Source organism: Pseudomonas sp. AC532 (assembly GCF_979258965.1).
Genome location: NZ_OZ409888.1, coordinates 1493312 through 1513162, shown reverse-complemented (window position 1 = coordinate 1513162; position 19851 = coordinate 1493312). Strand labels below are relative to the sequence as shown.

Sequence of the window (19851 nt, the reverse complement as noted above, 5' to 3'; positions counted from 1 at the left end):
CCAGCGAGGCGCTGCCCGGGCGCTTGCCGCATGGTGCGAGCGGACGTGCCGCGCACGACGCTTTAGGCTAGAATACGCGGCCTCAAAGTACACCCCTTCCCAGAGGCTGTCCCCGATGTTGATCCTGCGCGGCGCTCCCGCCCTTTCTGCTTTTCGCCACGGTAAATTGCTCGAGCAACTGACCAGCAAGGTGCCCGCTGTGACCGGCCTTTACGCCGAGTTCGCACACTTTGCCGATGTCGACGGTGCGCTGAGTGCCGACGAAGAGCAGGTGCTGGCCCGTCTGCTGAAGTACGGGCCGAGCGTGCCGGTGCAGGAGCCCTCCGGTCGCCTGTTGCTGACCATTCCGCGTTTCGGCACCATTTCGCCGTGGTCGAGCAAGGCCAGCGACATCGCCCGCAACTGCGGCCTGGGCAAGATCCGCCGCCTGGAGCGGGGCATCGCCTATTACCTGGCGGGCGAGCTGAGCGACGCCGATGTGCAGCGGGCGGCGGCCATCCTGCATGACCGCATGACCCAGCTGGTGCTCGGCAACCTGGAAGACGCCGCCGAGCTGTTCAGCCATGCCGAGCCCAAGCCGCTGACCGCCGTGGACATCCTTGGCGGTGGCCGCGCCGCGCTGGAAAAGGCCAATACCGACCTGGGCCTGGCCCTGGCCGAAGACGAGATCGATTACCTGGTCAGCGCCTTCCAGAACCTCGCGCGAAACCCGCACGACATCGAACTGATGATGTTCGCCCAGGCCAACTCCGAGCATTGCCGCCACAAGATCTTCAATGCCAGCTGGGACATCGACGGCGAAAGCCAGGAAAAGTCGCTGTTCGGCATGATCAAGAACACCTACCAGATGCACAGCGAGAACGTGTTGTCCGCTTATAAGGACAACGCCTCGGTGATCGTCGGCCACACCGCCGGGCGCTTCTTCCCCAATCCTGAAACCCGTCAGTACGGCGCGGTGCAGGAGCCGGTGCATATCCTGATGAAGGTGGAAACCCACAACCACCCGACGGCCATCTCGCCGTTCTCGGGTGCGTCCACCGGCTCCGGCGGCGAGATCCGCGACGAGGGCGCCACGGGCCGCGGCGCCAAGCCAAAGGCCGGGCTGACCGGTTTCACCGTCTCCAACCTGAACATTCCCGGCTTCGAACAGCCGTGGGAGCAGGCCTACGGCAAGCCGGAGCGTATCGTCACCCCGCTGGACATCATGATCGAAGGCCCGCTGGGCGGCGCGGCGTTCAACAACGAATTCGGGCGCCCGGCGCTGACCGGCTACTTCCGGACCTTCGAGCAATCGATCAGCACCCCCCACGGCGACGAAGTGCGTGGCTACCACAAGCCGATCATGCTCGCCGGTGGCATGGGCAACATCCGTGAAGATCACGTGCAGAAGGCCGAGATCACCGTCGGCGCCAAGCTGATCGTGCTTGGCGGCCCGGCCATGCTGATCGGCCTCGGTGGCGGTGCCGCGTCGTCGGTCGCCACCGGTGCCAGCTCGGCGGACCTGGACTTCGCCTCGGTGCAGCGCGAGAACCCGGAAATGGAGCGCCGTTGCCAGGAGGTCATCGACCGCTGCTGGCAATTGGGCGACAAGAACCCCATCGCCTTCATCCACGACGTGGGCGCCGGTGGCATCTCCAATGCGTTCCCGGAACTGGTCAACGATGGCGGCCGTGGCGGCCGTTTCGAACTGCGCAACGTGCCCAACGACGAGCCGGGCATGGCCCCGCACGAGATCTGGAGCAACGAGTCCCAGGAGCGTTACGTACTGGCCGTCAGTGCCGTCGATTTCGACCGCTTCCAGGCTATCTGCGAACGCGAGCGCTGCCCGTTCGCGGTGGTTGGCGAGGCCACCGAAGAGCCGCACCTGACCGTCACCGACAGCCATTTCGGTAATACCCCGGTGGACATGCCGCTCGAAGTACTGCTCGGCAAGCCGCCGCGCATGCACCGTTCGGTCACCCGGGAAGCCGAGCTGGGCGATGATTTCGACCCCAGCACCCTGGACATCACCGAAGCCGCCGAGCGCGTGTTGCGTCACCCGGCTGTGGCCAGCAAGAGCTTTTTGATCACCATCGGCGACCGCAGCATCACCGGCCTGGTGGCGCGTGACCAGATGGTCGGCCCATGGCAGGTGCCGGTGGCCGACGTTGCCGTCACCGCCACCAGCTTCGATGTCTACACCGGCGAAGCCATGGCCATGGGCGAGCGTACCCCGCTGGCACTGCTCGATGCGCCGGCGTCCGGGCGCATGGCCATCGGTGAAACCCTTACCAACATCGCCGCCTCGCGCATCGACAAACTGTCCGACATCAAGCTGTCGGCCAACTGGATGTCGGCAGCCGGCCACCCCGGTGAAGACGCGCGGCTGTACGACACGGTCAAGGCCGTGGGCATGGAGCTGTGCCCCGAGCTGGGCCTGACCATCCCGGTCGGCAAGGACTCGATGTCGATGAAGACCAAGTGGAGTGAGGAGGGCTGTGATAAGAGCGTCACCTCGCCGCTGTCGCTGATCATCACCGGCTTCGCCCCGGTCACCGACGTGCGCAAGACCCTGACCCCCGAATTGCGCATGGACAAGGGCGAGACCGACCTGATCCTGATCGACCTCGGCCGTGGCCAGAACCGCATGGGCGCCTCGATCCTCGCCCAGGTGTACAGCCAGCTCGGCCGCCAGGCGCCGGACGTTGACGACGCCGAAGACCTCAAGGCGTTCTTCGCGGTGATCCAGGGCCTCAACGCCGACGGTCACCTGCTGGCCTACCACGACCGCTCCGACGGTGGCCTGCTGGTCAGTGCGCTGGAAATGGCTTTTGCCGGCCACTGTGGCCTGAACCTGCAGCTCGACGGTCTGGCCGAGAGCCGCGAGGAACTGGCCGCCATCCTCTTCAACGAAGAACTCGGCGCGCTGATTCAGGTCCGCCAGGACGCCACCCCGGACGTGCTGGCGCAGTTCAGTGCTGCCGGCCTCGGCGATTGCGTCGCGGTGATCGGCCAGCCCGTCAACAACGGTGACGTGGCCATCAGCTTCAACGACCAGCCGGTATTCACCGGCCAGCGTCGTCTGCTGCAGCGCCAATGGGCGGAAACCAGCCACCGCATTCAGCGTCTGCGTGACAACGTCGACTGCGCGGACCAGGAATTCGATGCGCTGCTGGAAGAAGACAACCCCGGCCTGAGCGTCAAGCTGGGCTTCGACGTCAACGACAACATCGCCGCGCCGTACATCAAGAAAGGCGTGCGCCCGCAGGTCGCCGTGCTGCGTGAGCAGGGCGTCAACGGCCAGGTGGAGATGGCCGCGGCGTTCGACCGCGCCGGTTTCGCGGCGCTGGACGTGCACATGAGCGACATCCTCGCCGGTCGTGTCGACCTGAACGACTTCAAGGGCCTGGTCGCCTGTGGCGGCTTCTCGTACGGCGACGTACTTGGCGCCGGTGAGGGCTGGGCCAAATCGGCACTGTTCAATACCCGTGCCCGCGATGCCTTCCAGGCGTTCTTCGAGCGCAAGGACAGCTTCACCCTCGGCGTGTGCAACGGCTGCCAGATGCTTTCCAACCTGCACGAGCTGATTCCGGGCAGCGAGTTCTGGCCGCACTTCGTGCGCAACCGTTCCGAGCAGTTCGAAGCGCGCGTGGCCATGGTGCAGGTGCAGGAGTCGGCCTCGATCTTCCTGCGTGGCATGGCCGGTTCGCGCATGCCGATCGCCATCGCCCACGGTGAAGGGCATGCCGAGTTCGAAAGCGAAGAGGCACTGCTGGAGGCTGACCTGTCCGGCACCGTGGCGATGCGTTTCGTCGACAACCACGGCAAGGTCACCGAAACCTACCCGGCGAACCCCAACGGTTCGCCGCGCGGGATCACCGGGCTGACCAGCCGCGACGGCCGCGTGACCATCATGATGCCGCACCCGGAGCGCGTGTTCCGCGCCGTGCAGAACTCCTGGCGCCCCGACGACTGGCAGGAAGACGGCGGCTGGCTGCGCATGTTCCGCAATGCGCGGGTGTGGGTCGACTGATCACCCGACAGGCCGAATGAAAACGCCAGGCATTGCCTGGCGTTTTCATTCGGGGGCATCGTCGAACCGGCTTGCAGGGCGATGCCTGTCGCCAGGGTGCGCGACGGTTTGCCGCGCCACTGCGGATGTGCGGTATGTCGCGCAATGCAATTACCGCTGCTTTCTCTAGGAACGGTGCCCCTGGACGTGAGTCTGAATATGTCAGCAATGTCGGTTCCGTCACGAACCTGATAAGGCGATATGCCATTACGCTATGGCATGATTAGCTCATTGTTTTCAGCGACTTGCAGCGGAGTAGTTGATGTACAAACTGTGTTTCTACGTTCCGGAAAGTCATCTGGAAAGCGTGAAGTCGGCAGTGTTCGCCGCTGGCGCCGGGCGCGTTGGCGGCTATGAGCAGTGCTGCTGGCAAACCCTCGGCCGTGGGCAGTTCCGTCCGCTCGACGGCAGCACGCCGTTCATCGGGCAGCCGGGCGAGCTGACCACCATTGCCGAGTGGAAGGTGGAGCTGGTGGTGGCTGACGAACTCATCCATAACGCCGTGAAGGCCATGAAGAAAAACCACCCTTACGAGACCCCGGCCTTCGACGTGTGGCGCCTGTCCGATCTGAACTTTTAGCTTCTGCACACAACGAGGCCCCACGGCACCTGATGCCATGGGGCCTCGTCGCATCGCCGATTATTTCAGGTGGTGCTTGAGCGCTTCACCGGCCTGTTGCACGGCCAGGCGCACGGTCGGCACCTCGCTCAGCGCATTGAGCAGGCCGTAATCGTGGATCATGCCGTTGTAGCGAACCGCGGTGACCGTGACCCCCGCCGCGTTGAGTTTGCGGGCGTAGGCTTCGCCTTCGTCACGCAGCACATCGAGCTCGGCGGTCTGCACCAGCGCGGGTGGCAGGCCCTGCAACTGCTGCGTGGTTGCCCGCAGCGGCGAGGCGTAGATTTCCGCGCGCTGCTTGGGGTCGGTGGTATAGCTGTTCCAGAACCACTTCATCATGTTGCGGGTCAGGAAGTGCCCTTCGGCGAATTGCTGATAGGACGGCGTGTCGAAGTTGGCATCGGTAACCGGCCACAGCAGCGCCTGGAACTTCAACGCCGGGGTGCCCTTGTCCTTGGCCATCAGAGCGACCACCGCCGCCATGTTGCCGCCCACGCTATTGCCAGCCACGGCCAGGCGCTTGCCATCCACCTCGATCTGGCGGCCATGCTCGGCGACCCAGCGGGTGGCAGCGTACGCCTGGTTGATCGCCGTCGGGTAATGCGCCTCGGGTGATGGCGTGTAGTCGACGTAGATCGCAGCGGCGCCGGAGTAGTTGACCAGATCGCGGATCAGCCGCTCGTGGGTCGGGTAATCGCCCAGCACCCAGCCGCCGCCATGGAAGAACATGAAGCCGGGCAGAGTGCCTTTGGCACCCGCCGGGCGAACCACCGTAAGGTTGATGGACTGCCCATCGACCGTGATGGTCTTGTGGCTCACCTCCGCAGCCGGCAGCTTGGCGCCTGCCTGGGCACCGCTGAGCACGGCGCGGGCCTGTTTGGGGGCGAGGGTTTCCAGTGGTTGTCCACCACCGGCTGCCAGGGCATCGAGGAAGCCCTGGGTCTGCTTTTCGACATCAGGGCCACCGGCCGCGAACGCCTGGCCAACGGCAAGGGTGAGTGCTGCAGTGGCGAAAACCTGGATCAGTTTCATGGGTGCATTCCTGAGTGGCGAGTGGGGTCAGACGTTGATGTTCAGGCGCACGGCAATGTTGCCGCGGGTCGCGTTGGAGTAAGGGCAGACCTGGTGTGCGGCATCGACGAGTGCCTGGGCGGCGGCCTGATCGAGCCCCGGCAGGCTGATGTCCAGCTCGACGGCGAGGCCGAAACCGTTGGGAATCTGGCCGATGCCGACCTTGCCGGTGATCGACGTGGCCGCGGGCAACGCCTGCTTTTTCTGGCCGGCAACGAATTTCAACGCGCCGATGAAGCAGGCCGAGTACCCGGCCGCGAACAGCTGCTCCGGGTTGGTGGCATCACCGCCTTGGCCGCCCAGCTCAAGCGGCGTGGTGAGTTTCACGTCGAGGTTGCCGTCGGACGAGACGGCACGGCCGTCGCGGCCCCCGGTGGCGGTAGCAGTGGCGGTGTAGAGGGCTTCGATGGTGTGCATGAGCGTGGTTCCTTTTGCTGTCTGATTAATATCTTGTGCGCTAACTAATTCACTGGGATGAAATGTAGTCCGATAAAATATTGCGCGCAAGATAAATATGAAAAAATTTCCACACCCGATGGCCAAGCTTTGCAGGCAGGGGATCGGGGGGTGGCCAGGTAATCTGATTGGTAGGCCTGGACAGGCACGGCGCTCGCTGCGCCAAGGGCATTTCGGCCAGGGGCAGGGGGGGCAGCGCGTTGACTCACGAAACGGGTGGCCGCTCTGCCCGCCTTCCAGTGGCTGCTGGCGCAGAGCCGAGTGGGCGTTTGCGGGTGCCGCCGGGCAAGCGTTCGCGCGCTCGCCGGCGTGCCGTGCCGGCCGTCAGTCGGCGACCGCCAGTTCCTGCTCGCCGTCCTGCCTGGTTCGGCGCTGGATGCTGCCGCAGGCGATCAGGCCGACTTCGAACAGCAACCACATCGGTACCGCCAGCATGGTCTGCGAGAACACGTCGGGCGGGGTGAGCAGCATGCCCACCACGAAGCAGCCGACGATCACGTAAGGCCGGCTGCGGCGCAGGGTGTCGACGTCGGTCAGCCCGGCCCAGACGATGATGAAGGTGGCCACCGGAATCTCGAACGCCAGTCCGAATGCCAGGAACAGCGCCAGGATGAAATCGAGGTACAGGGCGATGTCGGTCATCATCTCCACGCCGTCCGGCGTGACGCTGGCAAAGAAGCCGAACATCATCGGGAATACCGCGAAGAACGCGAAGGCCATGCCGGCATAGAACAGCAGGATGCTCGACACCAGCAGCGGCACTGCGATGCGCCGCTCGCGGCGATACAGCCCCGGTGCCACGAAGCCCCAGGCCTGATGCAACAGTACCGGCATCGAGATGAACACGGCGACCATCAGGGTCAGCTTGAAGGGCGCCAGGAACGGCGAGGTCACGCTGGTGGCGATCATGCTCGCGCCTTCGGGCAGGTAGCGGCGCAGCGGCTCGGAGATCATCGTGTAAAGCGTCTGTGCGAACGGAAACAGGCCCAGGAATGCCAGCAGGATCACCAGCAGGCAGCGCACCAGGCGCTTGCGCAGTTCGCCCAGGTGAGCGGTCAGCGGCATGTCGCTCATGTGGTGGCCTCCGGTTTGCCGGTTGCTGGCTGCGGTTGTGCCTGCAGGTTGATCCCGCGACGCAGTTCCTGCTCCAGTTGTCGCAACGGTGCGGCGTCCAGTTCCTTGCCCACCGCTTCGGCATCCAGCTCACGCTCGACCTGGTCGCGCAGCATACGCATTGCCCGTTTCGCCTGCCCCAGGCCGCGCCCCAGGGTACGGGCGGCGACCGGCAGGCGCTCCGGGCCGAGCACCAGCAGCGCCACCACGCTCACCAGCAGCAATTCGGTGAAACCGACCTCGAACATCAGGCCTGGCGATCCGCGTGGGCGTGAGACTGTTGGGGGCCGTGCACAGGCGTGCTCTGCTCAACCTGCGTCGGCGCCTCGTCGGGTGCATTGCTGCTGGCCATGGATTTACGGAAACCCTGGATGGTTTCGCCCAGATCGCCACCCAGTGTCTTGAGGCGCTTGCTGCCGAACAGCAGGAACACGATCAACAGCACGATCACCAATTGCCAGATACCGATGCCGCCCATGAAAACTCTCCAACGCTATGAAATTGAAGGGCTAATCTGCCTGGGCTTTATGACGCTACGGTGACGCGGCGATGACCGGAAGTGCGTTTTGCCACGTCGCTGCAACATTCAACCTGTTGACTGTCGGCTCTTTGGTTCGGGGTGCGAGTGATGGGATGCAGGCGGCAACGTGGCGCGGCGTTATTGATGGTGCTGGTGGCCCTGGCCATGCTCGCCGGCGGGCTGGCGTGGATGGTGCAGCAGGGACGGCAGCAGGTCGATGCGGTGCGCCTGCAGCAGCAGCGGATCCAGGCGCGGGCCCTGGAAGTCGCCGGCCTGGCCTTCGCCGAGCAGGCGCTCAGGGACCCTGCCTGGCGGCAGAGCCCGTTGTTCTGGCAAGCCCTGCGTGGGCAGCCGCTGCGCTACGCCTTCGCGGGCGGAGCGGCGACCCTGCGTATCCGTGATCTGCACAGTTGCTTCAACGTCAATGCGCTGGCCGGCCAGGAGGCCGAGCGGGCCGAACGCCAGTTGCAGCACCTGCTTGGCGACGACCTGGCCGCCGAGCAATTGGTACAGGCGCTGGCGGACTGGATCGACGGCGATGGCGAGAGCCGCCTGCACGGGGCCGAAAGCGATCAGTACCTGCGCCAGACACCGGCGCGGCTGGCGGCCAACCAGCCGATGGTCGACATGAGCGAACTCAATCTGTTGCTCGCGCCGCAGCGTGGTCGGCAACTGCGCTACCCGCAACTCTGCGCGTTGCCGCAGACCTCGGGCTGGCGATTGAATGCCAACGCCTTGAATCTGGAGCATCTGCCCTTGCTCGATGCGCTCTACGAGGGCGAGTTCTCGCGTTCGCTGCTGGCCCGCATCGTCACCGGCCGACCCGCCAACGGTTACCGTGATGCGGCTGCCCTGCGTGAGGCTCTGGGCGCCGTCGACGACGCGACTTTTGAACGCCTGAGCGAAGGGCTGCTACTCAACAGCGGTGATTTCATGCTGCAACTCGAGTTCGAGCAGGATGGTCGGCCCATCACCAGCCAGTTTCAGGTGCAGGCCCAGGGCGTGGTGCGCTGGCACGCCCAGGTGCCCGCTCAGCGGGTGCAGGTGATCAGCCGTGAACCCTTGCCGTTCTAGGGGCTGTTGCCGTTTCAACGCGACAGACCCTAGGGCACTGACAGAGAACCTGTTCACGATCTTTGGGTTTCTGGGCGCCTGTATTCTTCGGCCTCGGCGCGAATGCGATGGTGGATGTTCTGAAAATCCGCGGTGTCGCCGCTATTTGCCGCGGGGTCGCGGCTCCTACGATATCGAGGTGCCTGCAAGGGGGCGTTCGACGCCGCACGTGTGGGAGCGTCGCCCCCGGCGCGAATACGATGGTGGATGTTCTGAAAATCCGCGGTGTCGCCGCTATTCGCCGCGGGGTCGCGGCTCCTACGATATCGAGGTGCCTGCAAAAGGGGCGTTCGACGCCGCACGTGTGGGAGCGTCGCCCTCGGCGCGAATGCGATGGTGGATGTCCTGAAAATCCGCGGTGTCGCCGCTATTCGCCGCGGGGTCGCGGCTCCTACGATATCGAGGTGCCTGCAAAAGGGGCGTTCGACGCCGCATGTGTGGGAGCGTCGCCCTCAACGCGAATGCGATGGTGGATGTTCTGAAAATCCGCGGTGTCGCCGCTATTCGCCGCGGGGGCGCGGCTCCTACGATATCGAGGTGCCTGCAAGGGGGCGTCCGACGCCTCATGTGTGGGAGCGTCGCCCCCGGCGCGAATGCGATGGTGGATGTTCTGAAAATCCGCGGTGTCGCCGCTGTTCGCCGCGGGGTCGCGGCTCCTACGATATCGAGGTGCCTGCAAAAGGGGCGTTCGACGCCGCATGTGTGGGAGCGCCCTCGGCGCGAATGCGATGGTGGATATTCTGAAATCTGCGGTGTGGCCGCTATTCGCCGCGGGGTCGCGGCTCCTACGATATCGAGGTGCCTGCAAAAGGGGCGTCCGACGCCGCATGTGCGGGAGCGTCGCCCTCGGCGGCGAATGCGACGCACGGGGAGAAGGGCCTGGATGTCGCGGAGCTCGATCCAGGTAAATGGCACGGGATGAACCCGTGCCAAGGGGCAGGTCAGACGCCGATTTCGCCGCCGTCGTCGCGCTGGATCACCACCGTCGAGGCGCGTGGGCGCACAGTGGTGCCGGCGGGCGTTTCGTCCGTGGCGACGTCGGTGAATGGCCAGTTGCTCGGGTGCTGGATGTTGACGAACATCGTCTTGTTGTCTGGCGTGAAGGCGATGCCGGTCACCTCGCTGCCATTGGGGCCAACGAAGAAACGGCGCAGGTCCACCTGGTTCTGCGCGTTGACCGGCACCTGTTCACCGTTGGCGTCGACCAGGTTGGTGGGCACGACCGCCAGCATCTGGTCGTTGGTGTAGCTGGTCACGGTGGCTTCGCCGTTGTCGGTCTGGATCCACAGAATGCCGCGGCTGTCGAAACTCATGCCGTCCGGGCTGGCGAACTGGTTGAGTTCGGTCAGGCCGGAACGGTTGATGTCCGGGGCGCCGGCCGCATTGGCACCGAACACGAAGATGTCCCATGCAAAGCTCAGCTGGTCGTCGCTGTCGTGCCAGCGGATCACGTGACCGTGGCGGTTCGGGCCGCGCGGGTTGGCGGCATCGACTTGCGCGGCGGTGCGTGCGCTGTTGTTGGTGAGGGTCAGGTAGACGTCGCCATTGAGCGGGTTGACGGCGGTCCACTCCGGTCGATCCATCGGCGTGGCGCCCACTGCATCGGCAGCGCCGCGGGTATTGAGAATGATCCCCGGCAGGTCGGTGAACAGGGCGCCCAGGGTGCTGCCGCCGGTCGTCGGTGTGGCCGGTACCAGGGGAAGCCAGGCGCCGGTGCCATCGGCATCGAAGCGGGCGACGTACAGGGTGCCGTTGTCCATGTACTTGGCGCCGGTGGCCAGGCGGTCGCTCGGGTTGGCGTCGGCTGCATCCCACACTGCGTCGGAAACGAACTTGTACAGGTATTCGTTGTTCGAGTCGTCGCCGCTGTAGAACACCACCGGCCTGCCGACCACCGGCAGTGCGGGCCAGCAGCCCTCATGGCGGAAGCGGCCCAGGGCGGTGCGTTTCACGGCGCGGGTGCTGGAATCATAGGGGTCGATCTCGACGATGTAGCCGTAGGTGCTGGCTTCGTTGCGGTAGTCGTCGGTCGCCGATGCACCGCTCGGGGTGATGTTGAAACGGGCGAATTCCTCGTCCTGTTCCGAAGCATCCCCGGCCGCGGTTTCCCAGCCATAACGGCCGGTGCTGGTGGCGATACCGATACGTTGCTGATCGGCGGGGCGCACGCCGGTGTTGATGAAGATCGACGGCCAGTTTTCCTCGCAGGTCAGGTAGGTGCCCCACGGGGTGTAGCCGTTGCCGCAGTTGTTGTTGGTGCCGCGGGTCTGGGTGCCGGTCGGCGAGAACTTGGTTTTCAGCGAATCGGTGCCGCTCATCGGGCCGGAAATGTCCATGACCGTTGCCGTGGTGAAACGGCGGTTGAGCGGGTCGTTGTCGACCACCTGCCAGCGGCCGCCGACCTTGCTGATACGCACCACGCCTGCCCCGTGAGCGTTGATCTCCTTGCGCACCTCTTCGGCCGGGCGGCGGCCATTGGTGGTGGTCGGGCCACTGGGGTGCAGGGCGTTCTCGTCGATGTATTCGTAGTTGATCGCCAGCAGGCCGTCATCGGAGCTGCCGTTGATGGGGAAGAAATGCATGCCGTCGTGGTGCATGCCGGCCGAGTTTTCCTGCTCCAGGGCGGTGTTGGTGCCATCGGCTCTCCAGGTGCCGCCTGCGCTGTTGAACGGCGTGCCCCAGGGCGCGAGTACGAAGGCGCTGTAACCGGCAGCTACCACGCAGGCGTCGGTGCGCGAGCCGGCGATGGACTGGAAGCCGAGCGCCAGTGGGGCCTCGGCGGGCGGCTCGGTGGCCGGATCGTCGTTGGAGCTGTCACTGTCGAAACAGCCGGTGAGGCCGGTGCCCGCGATCATCGCAATCGCGGCGCCCAGGCCACCGCGCATCACGCTGCGACGGCTCAGGTACGTATCCAGAACCGATGCCATCGGCAGGTTGCCACTGAGGTTACGGTCCAGGTTATCGCCGGTATCTCGACTCATCAGGTCATGTCCTTTTTCTATTGAAGCGGCTTGAGGAAACCGGGACTGTAGAGATCGAGTGTGATGATTTCTTGGCAGTTGTGTTAACGGCTATTTAAAACTTTGTGACGCTACCTGTTTGATTTATCTGATTTTTTTAATCGGTAATAAAGAAGCCGTCGTCAGACAACTGCCATTAAACTGTCACATAATCCGCCCAGTATCCCGCCCCGACCATTGAGCAAGTGAGGCGAGCGGGGCCATGACGAACATCGGCAGACGTGAAGTGATGGGCTGGATGGGCATCGGCGCCATGGCGCCCCTGCTCAGTGCCTGCTCGGGCTTCGCGACCTCGCGGCCGGACGGCCAGTCCGAGCTGGAGCTGCTGTATTTCGCCGACACCCTGGACGCGCGCCAGCCCGGCCAACCGGTGGTGCCGGCCACCCGCCTGGGACCTGTTTCGCACCTCGGGCGAGCGCCCTGGCGCAGTGGCAGTGATGCCCACCAGGCGCGCAGCGAACTCAACCCGCTGCTCGATGCACGCCTGGCAGAGGGCGTCAGCACGGGCGGCTATGCAGTACTGGGCGCCCTGCTCGAAGAGCTGCGCCAGCGACACGGCACGCAGCGCTGCCTGACGCTGGAGAATGGCCAGGGCTGGAACGGCAGCGGCCTGGCTTACCTGAGCCAGGGCGATAGCGGTATTCAAGGCAGCCAATTGCTGGGCAGCGAGGTGCGCGTCAGCAGTGACGAACGCGTGCTGTGGCCACAGCGCTGTGCCGGCCTCTATCGCCAGTACGCGCGGCCCGTGGTCGCTGCGGGCCTGGCAGAAGCCCAGGCGCAGACGCTGGGCACCCAGCCATTCACCGTGATCCACCGGGCCGGTGTACGGGTGGCGGTAGTCGGCGTCACCGACCCTTATGCCGCCGATCAGCGCGCCTCCCTGAAACAGTGGTACCAGTCGCTGCTGCCGGCCTTCCAGCAAGCTCGCGCAGAGGCCGATCTGGTCATTGCCCTGGCCGATGTGGGAACCGGCCCCGGGCTGTGGCTGGCCGAGCGGCTGGGCGATGCCGATCTGTTGCTGTGTGCCCGCGGCCAGGATTTCTGGCCAGCACCCATCGAGGCGCTACAGAGCAGCGGCAGGCGCGTGCCGGTGTTGCTGGCCGGCTGTCGGGCCAGCGGTGCCTTTCATATCGGCTGTCAGCGGCAGGCCGGGCAATGGACTTTCGTGGTCCGTTTCCATCCTGCCTTCGAGCACCTGCTCACCCCGACGGGCCAGGCGCATGCGGCGCGTTTGCGCACCCAGTTGCAGGGCCAGCGCGCCTCCCATGCCGCCTGGCTGGACCAGCCGCTGGGCAAGGCACCTGAGGCGCTGTGGCGGCGCGATACCCGCGGCGGCAGTTGGGACCGCCTGCTGCATCAGGCGCTCTCCGACGACGGCCAGATGCAGGTGCTTCTGCCCGGCCTGCGTTACGACAGCCCCGTGGCCGCCGGCCAGGCCATTACCCGCGAGCACCTGATCAGCCTGACCGGCGGCCACCCGGCACCCGTGGTGGAGGCGCCAATCGGGCCGCTCGACCGGGTGCTGGAAAATGCCGCCGAGCAGCTGTTCGGCGATCCCCTGTTACTCGACAACAGCCAGGACCTGCCGCGCTGGCAGGGGCAGCCGTGGCAGGTCAGTTACAGCCCGACCGGCAAGCGTATCGCCGGCCTGGCGCCACACGAGGGTGCGTGCCGCAGCATCTCGATGGGCGCCGAGGCCGCGCCAGGCGAGCCGCTGTGGCAGCGCATCGAGGCGTGGCTGGCCAGGCAACCGGACGGCTGGCAGTTGCCTGCCCTGCATCTGCCCAGTGTGCGCTTCGTGCAGGGCCATCCTGGCTGGCATCCCAGGGGTATCAGTTGATCAGCCGGCCGCAGGTGTGGGCGGGGCTGTGGCTGACCCTCGGTGCCTGGCTGGCGGCGCAATGCGTGTTGCAGCTCAGCCAAGAGCCGCAGCCGGCACGGGCGCCCGCCGTCGACATGGCGGTGGTGCCCGGCCTGCTGGTGGGCCACTGGCAACTGCAGGCCGGCGACGGTGCCGTGCCGTTGACGCGCCTCCCGGTTCAGTACCTGGGTGGGCTGCGCGCGGTACCCCTCAGCGCCACCGTGGTGGTGCTGCGCTTCGGCCAACAGGTGCGCAGCATCAGCCTAGGGCAACGCCTGGCGCCCGGCATCGTGCTGCAGGAGATCGACGACACGGGGCTGATTTTCGACAACCAGGGGCGGCGCGAGCGCCTGCCCTGGCCGCCACGGCCTGCCGTGACCGGTTTCAAGCGGCAAGGATAAGAGATGATCGTTCGCTACTGCCTGACCGCGCTGCTGGCCCTGGGCTCGGCACCGATTCTGGCCGAGGAGGTGCTGGACCTGCCAGTCGCCGAGTCGCCGCTGTACGAGGTGAATTTCGTCGACACCGAGCTCAGCGAGTTCATCGACAGCGTGTCGCAGATTACCGGCACCACCTTCATCGTCGACCCGCGGGTCAAGGGCAAGGTCACCGTGCGTACGGTCGAACGCCATGACAGCGAAGCGATCTACGACATCTTTCTCGCCCAGCTGCGCGCCCAGGGCTTCGCCGCGGTCAACCTGCCCAATGGCAGCGTGAAAATTCTCCCTGATCAGGCCGCGCGCCTGGAGCCGGTGCCCGTGGACCCGAGTGGCGAGCAGACGGCAGGCGGCGACGGCATCGCCACGCGGGTGTTCAGCGTACGCAATGCCGCCAGCGAGCAATTGCTCGGCATTCTCAAGCCGCTGATCGACCCGCGGGTCGGCGTCATCACCCCGTATCCGGCCGCCAACCTGCTGGTCATTACCGACTGGCGCAGCAACCTGGCGCGTATCGACCGCCTGCTCGCCGAGCTCGATCAGGTCAGTGACGAGCCGCTGCAGGTGATGCCCCTGCAGCACGCCAGCGCCGCCGACACCAGCTTGCTGATCACCCGCCTGCTGGCCAGCGAAAAGGGCGGCGACAGCGCCCAGGTAATCGCCGACCCGCGCAGCAACGCCCTGCTCGTACGCGGCAGCGCCGACAGCCGTGAGCGGGTGCGCGCCCTGCTGACGCAGCTGGACCGCCCCGGTGGCGAGCTGCGCAGCTCCAACACCCAGGTGATTTACCTGCGCCATGCCAACGCCGCCGAGGTGGTCAAGGTGCTACGCGGGCTCAGCCAGGAGGCCCCGCAGACACCCGGCGAAGGCGCCGAGGGCGCCCAGGTGGCGCGCCTGCCGATCAGCGATTCGGGGGTGCGCCTGGAGTACGAAGAGGGCACCAACGCGGTGGTGATGGTCGGCCCTGACAGCGAGCTGGCCGCCTACCGCTCCATCGTCGAGCAACTGGACATTCGCCGTGCCCAAGTGGTGGTCGAGGCGATCATCGCCGAAGTCTCCGACTCGCGCGCCGAGGAGCTGGGCGTGCAATGGCTGTTCGCCGACGAGAGGCTCGGCGCCGGTGTGGTCAACTTCAGCGCGGGCGGCGCGAACATCGCGAGCATCGCCGGTGCGGCGGCCAGCGGTGACAACGCCGCCCTTGGCGAGCTGCTCTCGGGCGTCAACGGCGCGACCGCCGGGATCGGTAATTTTGGCGGCGGTTTCAATTTCGCCGTGTTGCTCAATGCGTTGAAGAGCAAGAGCGGTTTCAACCTGCTGTCCACGCCGACCCTGCTGACCCTCGACAACGCCGAGGCGTCGATCCTGGTGGGCCAGGAAGTGCCCTTCGTCACCGGTTCGGTGACCCAGAACAACAGCAACCCGTACCAGACCATCGAGCGCCGCGAGGTCGGCGTGAAGTTGCGTATCAAGCCGCAGATCAACATCGACAACAGCGTGCGCCTGGACATCGTCCAGGAAGTGTCGTCGATCGCCGACTTCGCCTCCGCCAGCGATGTGATCACCAACAAGCGGGAGATCAAGACCAAGGTGATGGTCGAGGACAACGGCCTGATCATTCTTGGCGGGCTGATCAGCGATGAGGCCAGCACCACCGATCAGAAGGTGCCGCTGCTCGGTGACATCCCCGGCCTCGGCCGCCTGTTTCGCTCCACCGGCAAGAGCGGTGTGAAACAGAACCTGATGGTGTTCATCCGCCCGCGCATCCTGCGCGACGGGCCGAGCATCGCCAGCTTCAGTGCCGAGAAATACCGGAACCTGCAGCGCGACACCGTGCTCAAGCTGCCGGCCGCGGACGCCGATCCCGGCTTGCCGCAGTTGTTTCCGGCCAGCCGTGCACGCTTCGACGAGGGTGTCTGGTGAGCCTTTTGCCCTACCGCCTGGCGCGCCAGGCCGGCCTGGCCTGGGTGCCCGGGGAGGGCGACTGGAACCTGTGGCTGTGCGATGACGCCGACAGCGACCAGTTACAGGAACTGCTGCGCGTCGCGGGTGCGCCGGGTTCGGTGTGCCGGTTGCCACGCGCCGAGTTCGAGCAGCGCCTGGGCCTGTTGTACCAGGCTGGCGAGGGCGCGAACGCGGCGCTGATCGAGGGCATTGGCGAACAGGTCGATCTGGCCAGCCTGATGAACGAGATGCCGCGCATCGAGGACCTGCTCGAAAGCGATGACGAGGCGCCGGTGATCCGCCTGATCAATGGCTTGTTCGCCCAGGCCCTGCAGCTGCAAGCCTCCGATATACACATCGAGACCTTCGAGCAAAGCCTGGTGGTGCGCCTGCGCATCGACGGCCACCTGCGTGAGGTGTTGCGCCCGCCGCGTGCGCTGTCGGCCATGCTGGTGTCGCGGATCAAGGTCATGGCGCGGCTGGACATCGCCGAAAAGCGCCAGCCCCAGGACGGCCGCATCACTCTGCGGGCTGCCGGGCGCGAGGTCGACGTGCGGGTGTCCACGTTGCCGGGTATCCATGGCGAGCGCGTGGTGATGCGCGTGCTCGACAAGCAGGCCAGCCTGCTGGCACTGCCCAACCTGGGCATGCCGCCCGCGGTGGAGCAGGGCCTGCGCGCCTGCCTGAGCCGCCCCAATGGCATCGTGCTGAGCACCGGGCCGACCGGCTCGGGCAAGACCACCACGCTGTACGCCAGCCTCAACAGCCTGAACGACGGCAGCCGCAACATCCTCACGGTCGAAGACCCGGTGGAATACGCCATCGCCGGCATCGGCCAGACGGCCATCAATCCGCGTGCCGGGCTGACCTTCGCCACTGGCTTGCGGGCGATCCTGCGCCAGGACCCGGACGTGATCATGCTCGGTGAGATCCGTGACCGGGAGACCGCACAGATTGCCGTGCAGGCCAGCCTCACCGGGCATCTGGTGCTGTCCACGCTGCACACCAACAGCGCGGTGGGCGCGGTGACGCGGCTGCGCGACATGGGCATCGAGCCCTTTCTGATCGCTTCCTGCCTGCGCGGTGTGCTCGCTCAGCGCCTGGTTCGCCGCCTGTGCAGTTGCGCGGTGCGCAAGCCCCTGCAGGACGCCGAACGGCACCTGATGCCGGAGCTCGCCGGGCTCGATCACAGCTTCCATCCAGTCGGCTGCGAACAATGCCAGGGTTGCGGCTACCAGGGCCGCCTGGGCCTCTATGAATTCATCGAGCTGGACGCCGGGCTGATCGCGCTGCTGTACAGCGGCGCCAGTGAAGTGAGCATGCACGCCTACCTCGAGGATCGCCGCCAGAGCCTGTCGGCGATGGCCTGCGACTGCCTGGCCCGCGGCGATACCAGCCTCGCCGAAGTGTTGCGAGCGGTGCAGGGCTGAGTATGCCGACCTATCGCTACCAGGCCATCGACCTGGCCGGAAAACCGCACAAGGCCAGCCTGCAGGCGGACAGCGAGCGCCACGCCCGGCAGTTGCTGCGCGAGAACGGGCTGTTCGCCCGTGAGCTGCATCGCCATGACTCACACAGCCGCCAGCCGCGTCGTCTGCGGGTCAGCCGCGCGCAGTTGTGCGAGCTGACCCGGCAACTGGCAACCCTCACCGGCGCCGGCATTCCGCTGGTCGACGCCCTGGGCACTCTGGAAAGGCAACTGGTCCAGCCGGCCCTGCGCAGCCTGCTGGTGGCGGTACGCGGCTCCCTCGCCGAAGGCGTTGGCCTGGCTCGCAGCCTGGCCCGCCAGGGCGGTGTGTTCTCGACCCTGTATTGCGCGCTGGTCGAGGCCGGTGAACGTTCCGGGCGCCTGGCCCAGGTGCTCGAACGCCTGGCCGAGCACCTGGAACAGGTGCAGCGGCAACAGCACAAGGCGCGCACCGCGCTTATCTATCCGGCGGTGCTGATGGGCGTCTCCCTGGCCGTGGTGATCGGCCTGATGACCTTCGTGGTGCCCAAGCTCACCGAGCAGTTCGCCCACGCCGGGCAGAGTCTGCCGTGGATCACCACGCTGTTGATCGGCATCAGCAATGCGCTGGTGCTACTCGGCCCCTGGCTGCTTGGCGCAGCGCTGCTGGCGACCCTGGTCGGCCATCTGCTGCTGCGCAAGCCGCACTGGTGTCTGCGCCGTGACGATTTGCTGCTGCGCTTGCCCCAGGTCGGTGTGCTCCTGCAGGTACTGGAGAGCGCACGGCTGTCGCGCAGCCTGGCGATTCTCGCCGGCAGTGGCGTGCCGTTGCTCGAAGCCCTGCAGGTGGCGACTGCCACGGTCAACAACCGGCGCATCCGCCTGGCGCTGGAACGCGTCAGCAGCGAGGTGAAGGGCGGCGTCAGTCTGCACCGTGCGCTGGAAGCCAGCGGGCACTTCCCGCCGCTGCTGCTGAACATGGTCGCCAGTGGTGAAGCCAGCGGCACCCTGCCGGACATGCTCGAACGCGTGGCGGACAACCAGGAGCGAGGCTTCGCCCGCCAGGTGGACACCGCCATGGCGCTGTTCGAACCGCTGATGATTCTGGTGATGGGCGGCGTGGTGCTGTTCATCGTAATGGCCGTGCTGCTGCCCATCATGCAGCTCAATCAGGGCCTGACACTGTGATGAGGAGAGCCATCATGCGCAGCAATCGTTTCACTCAACGGGGCTTCACCCTGATGGAAATCATGGTGGTGATTTTCATCATGGGGCTCTTGATCGCCGTGGTCGCGCCCAGCGTGCTGGGCAGCCAGGACAAGGCCATGAAGCAGAAGGTGATGGCCGACCTGTCGACCTTCGAGCAGGCCCTGGACATGTACCGCCTCGACAACCTGCGCTTCCCCAGCAACGAGCAGGGGCTGACGGCGCTGGTCACCAAGCCGAGCGTCGAACCGCTGCCGCGCGCCTGGCGCGCCGACGGCTACATCCGCCGCCTGCCACAGGACCCCTGGGGCAAGCCCTACCAGTACCGCAGCCCCGGCGAGCATGGCCGGGTCGATATCTACTCGCTGGGCGCCGACGGCCTGGAGGGCGGCGAGGGCATCGATGCCGACCTGGGCAACTGGGAGCTTTGAGACGCGGCCATGAACCGGAATGACAGCGAGGTGGCGCAAGCGTACGTAGGGTTTACAGCGCTGTACGTGCCCACCATCACGATCACGGTACGTAGGGTGGACAACGCTCTTTTTGTCCACCATTGCGATCGTAAGCGGTGGACGGGTAAAGCGTCGGCTACGCGCCCCGATCTACCGTACATGGCTGTTGCCATGCCGGATGAAAGGCATGTCATCCATCCTGCGTCTGCGCAGGTACGTAGGGTGGACAACGCTCTTTTTGTCCACCATTGCGATCGTAAGCGGTGGACGGGTAAAGCGTCGGCTACGCGCCCCGATCTACCGTACATGGCCGTTGCCATGCTGGATGAAAGGCGTGCCAGCCACCCTGCGTCTGCGCAGGTACGTAGGGTGGACAACGCTCTTTTTGTCCACCATTGCGATCGTAAGCGGTGGACGGGTAAAGCGTCGGCTACGCGCCCCGGTCCACCGTACATGGCTGTTGCCATGCTGGATGAAAGGCGTGCCAGCCACCCTGCGTCTGCGCAGGTACGTAGGGTGGACAACGCTCTTTTTGTCCACCATT

At 65.8% G+C, this 19851-nt stretch carries 15 protein-coding genes; 9 read left to right on the top strand and 6 right to left on the bottom strand.

What is annotated here, in order from left to right; all coding sequences use genetic code 11:
- Window positions 1–115: 115 nt before the first annotated feature.
- Both purL and ACZ0AV_RS07220 read left to right on the top strand, forming a co-directional pair.
- Complete coding sequence (gene purL, locus ACZ0AV_RS07225; protein WP_499150406.1) at window positions 116–4012, top strand: phosphoribosylformylglycinamidine synthase; 3897 nt, start codon at window positions 116–118, stop codon at window positions 4010–4012.
- A gap of 301 nt (window positions 4013–4313) precedes the next feature.
- Complete coding sequence (locus ACZ0AV_RS07220; RefSeq protein ID WP_499150405.1) at window positions 4314–4631, top strand: NGG1p interacting factor NIF3; 318 nt, start codon at window positions 4314–4316, stop codon at window positions 4629–4631.
- A gap of 60 nt (window positions 4632–4691) precedes the next feature.
- Here ACZ0AV_RS07220 and ACZ0AV_RS07215 read toward each other — a convergent pair whose 3' ends face one another.
- The 5 genes from ACZ0AV_RS07215 to tatA all read right to left on the bottom strand — a co-directional run bounded on the left by ACZ0AV_RS07215 (window position 4692) and on the right by tatA (window position 7788).
- A complete protein-coding gene (locus tag ACZ0AV_RS07215) occupies window positions 4692–5702 on the bottom strand; it encodes an alpha/beta hydrolase (protein ID WP_499150404.1) in 1011 nt (336 codons plus the stop codon).
- A 27-nt stretch (window positions 5703–5729) separates the two neighbouring features.
- A complete protein-coding gene (locus tag ACZ0AV_RS07210; protein WP_499150403.1) occupies window positions 5730–6158 on the bottom strand; it encodes an organic hydroperoxide resistance protein in 429 nt (142 codons plus the stop codon).
- Window positions 6159–6521: 363 nt separating this feature from the next.
- Complete coding sequence (gene tatC / locus ACZ0AV_RS07205) at window positions 6522–7271, bottom strand: twin-arginine translocase subunit TatC (protein WP_499150402.1); 750 nt, start codon at window positions 7269–7271, stop codon at window positions 6522–6524.
- Window positions 7268–7558, bottom strand: a complete 291-nt coding sequence (gene tatB, locus ACZ0AV_RS07200; protein WP_092364090.1) for a Sec-independent protein translocase protein TatB — start codon at window positions 7556–7558, stop codon at window positions 7268–7270. Before tatB ends, tatC begins: the two co-directional genes overlap by 4 nt.
- The gene (gene tatA, locus ACZ0AV_RS07195; RefSeq protein ID WP_499150401.1) at window positions 7558–7788 is read right to left on the bottom strand and encodes a twin-arginine translocase TatA/TatE family subunit; all 231 of its coding nucleotides are present in this window, start codon (window positions 7786–7788) and stop codon (window positions 7558–7560) included. Before tatA ends, tatB begins: the two co-directional genes overlap by 1 nt.
- 150 nt (window positions 7789–7938) lie before the next feature.
- Between tatA and gspK the strand changes: the two genes are divergently transcribed.
- A complete protein-coding gene (gene gspK, locus ACZ0AV_RS07190; protein WP_499150400.1) occupies window positions 7939–8904 on the top strand; it encodes a type II secretion system minor pseudopilin GspK in 966 nt (321 codons plus the stop codon).
- A 980-nt stretch (window positions 8905–9884) separates the two neighbouring features.
- On the opposite strand, the gene ACZ0AV_RS07185 is transcribed toward gspK, so the two are convergent.
- Window positions 9885–11924: a PhoX family protein gene (locus ACZ0AV_RS07185; RefSeq protein WP_499150399.1), complete on the bottom strand. Its 2040-nt coding sequence runs from the start codon at window positions 11922–11924 to the stop codon at window positions 9885–9887.
- Between the two features lie 241 nt (window positions 11925–12165).
- Between ACZ0AV_RS07185 and ACZ0AV_RS07180 the strand changes: the two genes are divergently transcribed.
- The 6 genes from ACZ0AV_RS07180 to gspG are packed head-to-tail and all read left to right on the top strand — an operon-like array spanning window position 12166 to window position 19286.
- Window positions 12166–13803: a bifunctional UDP-sugar hydrolase/5'-nucleotidase gene (locus ACZ0AV_RS07180; RefSeq protein ID WP_499150398.1), complete on the top strand. Its 1638-nt coding sequence runs from the start codon at window positions 12166–12168 to the stop codon at window positions 13801–13803.
- The gene (locus ACZ0AV_RS07175) at window positions 13803–14225 is read left to right on the top strand and encodes a pilus assembly protein PilZ (protein WP_499153317.1); all 423 of its coding nucleotides are present in this window, start codon (window positions 13803–13805) and stop codon (window positions 14223–14225) included. Before ACZ0AV_RS07180 ends, ACZ0AV_RS07175 begins: the two co-directional genes overlap by 1 nt.
- 3 nt (window positions 14226–14228) lie before the next feature.
- Window positions 14229–16181, top strand: coding sequence for a type II secretion system secretin GspD (gene gspD / locus ACZ0AV_RS07170; RefSeq protein ID WP_499150397.1), 1953 nt, complete (start codon window positions 14229–14231; stop codon window positions 16179–16181).
- A complete protein-coding gene (locus tag ACZ0AV_RS07165) occupies window positions 16175–17632 on the top strand; it encodes a GspE/PulE family protein (RefSeq protein ID WP_499153316.1) in 1458 nt (485 codons plus the stop codon). Before gspD ends, ACZ0AV_RS07165 begins: the two co-directional genes overlap by 7 nt.
- Before the next feature lie 2 nt (window positions 17633–17634).
- The gene (gene gspF / locus ACZ0AV_RS07160) at window positions 17635–18837 is read left to right on the top strand and encodes a type II secretion system inner membrane protein GspF (protein ID WP_499150396.1); all 1203 of its coding nucleotides are present in this window, start codon (window positions 17635–17637) and stop codon (window positions 18835–18837) included.
- Window positions 18838–18851: 14 nt separating this feature from the next.
- Complete coding sequence (gspG, locus tag ACZ0AV_RS07155) at window positions 18852–19286, top strand: type II secretion system major pseudopilin GspG (protein WP_499150395.1); 435 nt, start codon at window positions 18852–18854, stop codon at window positions 19284–19286.
- The last annotated feature ends 565 nt before the right edge of the window (window positions 19287–19851 follow it).

Coding starts and splice junctions, on each gene's coding strand:
- purL (WP_499150406.1), top strand. CDS start 116: ATGTTGATCCTGCGCGGCGCTCCCGCCCTTTCTGCTTTTCGCCACGGT.
- ACZ0AV_RS07220 (WP_499150405.1), top strand. CDS start 4,314: ATGTACAAACTGTGTTTCTACGTTCCGGAAAGTCATCTGGAAAGCGTG.
- ACZ0AV_RS07215 (WP_499150404.1), bottom strand. CDS start 5,702: ATGAAACTGATCCAGGTTTTCGCCACTGCAGCACTCACCCTTGCCGTT.
- ACZ0AV_RS07210 (WP_499150403.1), bottom strand. CDS start 6,158: ATGCACACCATCGAAGCCCTCTACACCGCCACTGCTACCGCCACCGGG.
- tatC (WP_499150402.1), bottom strand. CDS start 7,271: ATGAGCGACATGCCGCTGACCGCTCACCTGGGCGAACTGCGCAAGCGC.
- tatB (WP_092364090.1), bottom strand. CDS start 7,558: ATGTTCGAGGTCGGTTTCACCGAATTGCTGCTGGTGAGCGTGGTGGCG.
- tatA (WP_499150401.1), bottom strand. CDS start 7,788: ATGGGCGGCATCGGTATCTGGCAATTGGTGATCGTGCTGTTGATCGTG.
- gspK (WP_499150400.1), top strand. CDS start 7,939: ATGGGATGCAGGCGGCAACGTGGCGCGGCGTTATTGATGGTGCTGGTG.
- ACZ0AV_RS07185 (WP_499150399.1), bottom strand. CDS start 11,924: ATGAGTCGAGATACCGGCGATAACCTGGACCGTAACCTCAGTGGCAAC.
- ACZ0AV_RS07180 (WP_499150398.1), top strand. CDS start 12,166: ATGACGAACATCGGCAGACGTGAAGTGATGGGCTGGATGGGCATCGGC.
- gspD (WP_499150397.1), top strand. CDS start 14,229: ATGATCGTTCGCTACTGCCTGACCGCGCTGCTGGCCCTGGGCTCGGCA.
- gspF (WP_499150396.1), top strand. CDS start 17,635: ATGCCGACCTATCGCTACCAGGCCATCGACCTGGCCGGAAAACCGCAC.
- gspG (WP_499150395.1), top strand. CDS start 18,852: ATGCGCAGCAATCGTTTCACTCAACGGGGCTTCACCCTGATGGAAATC.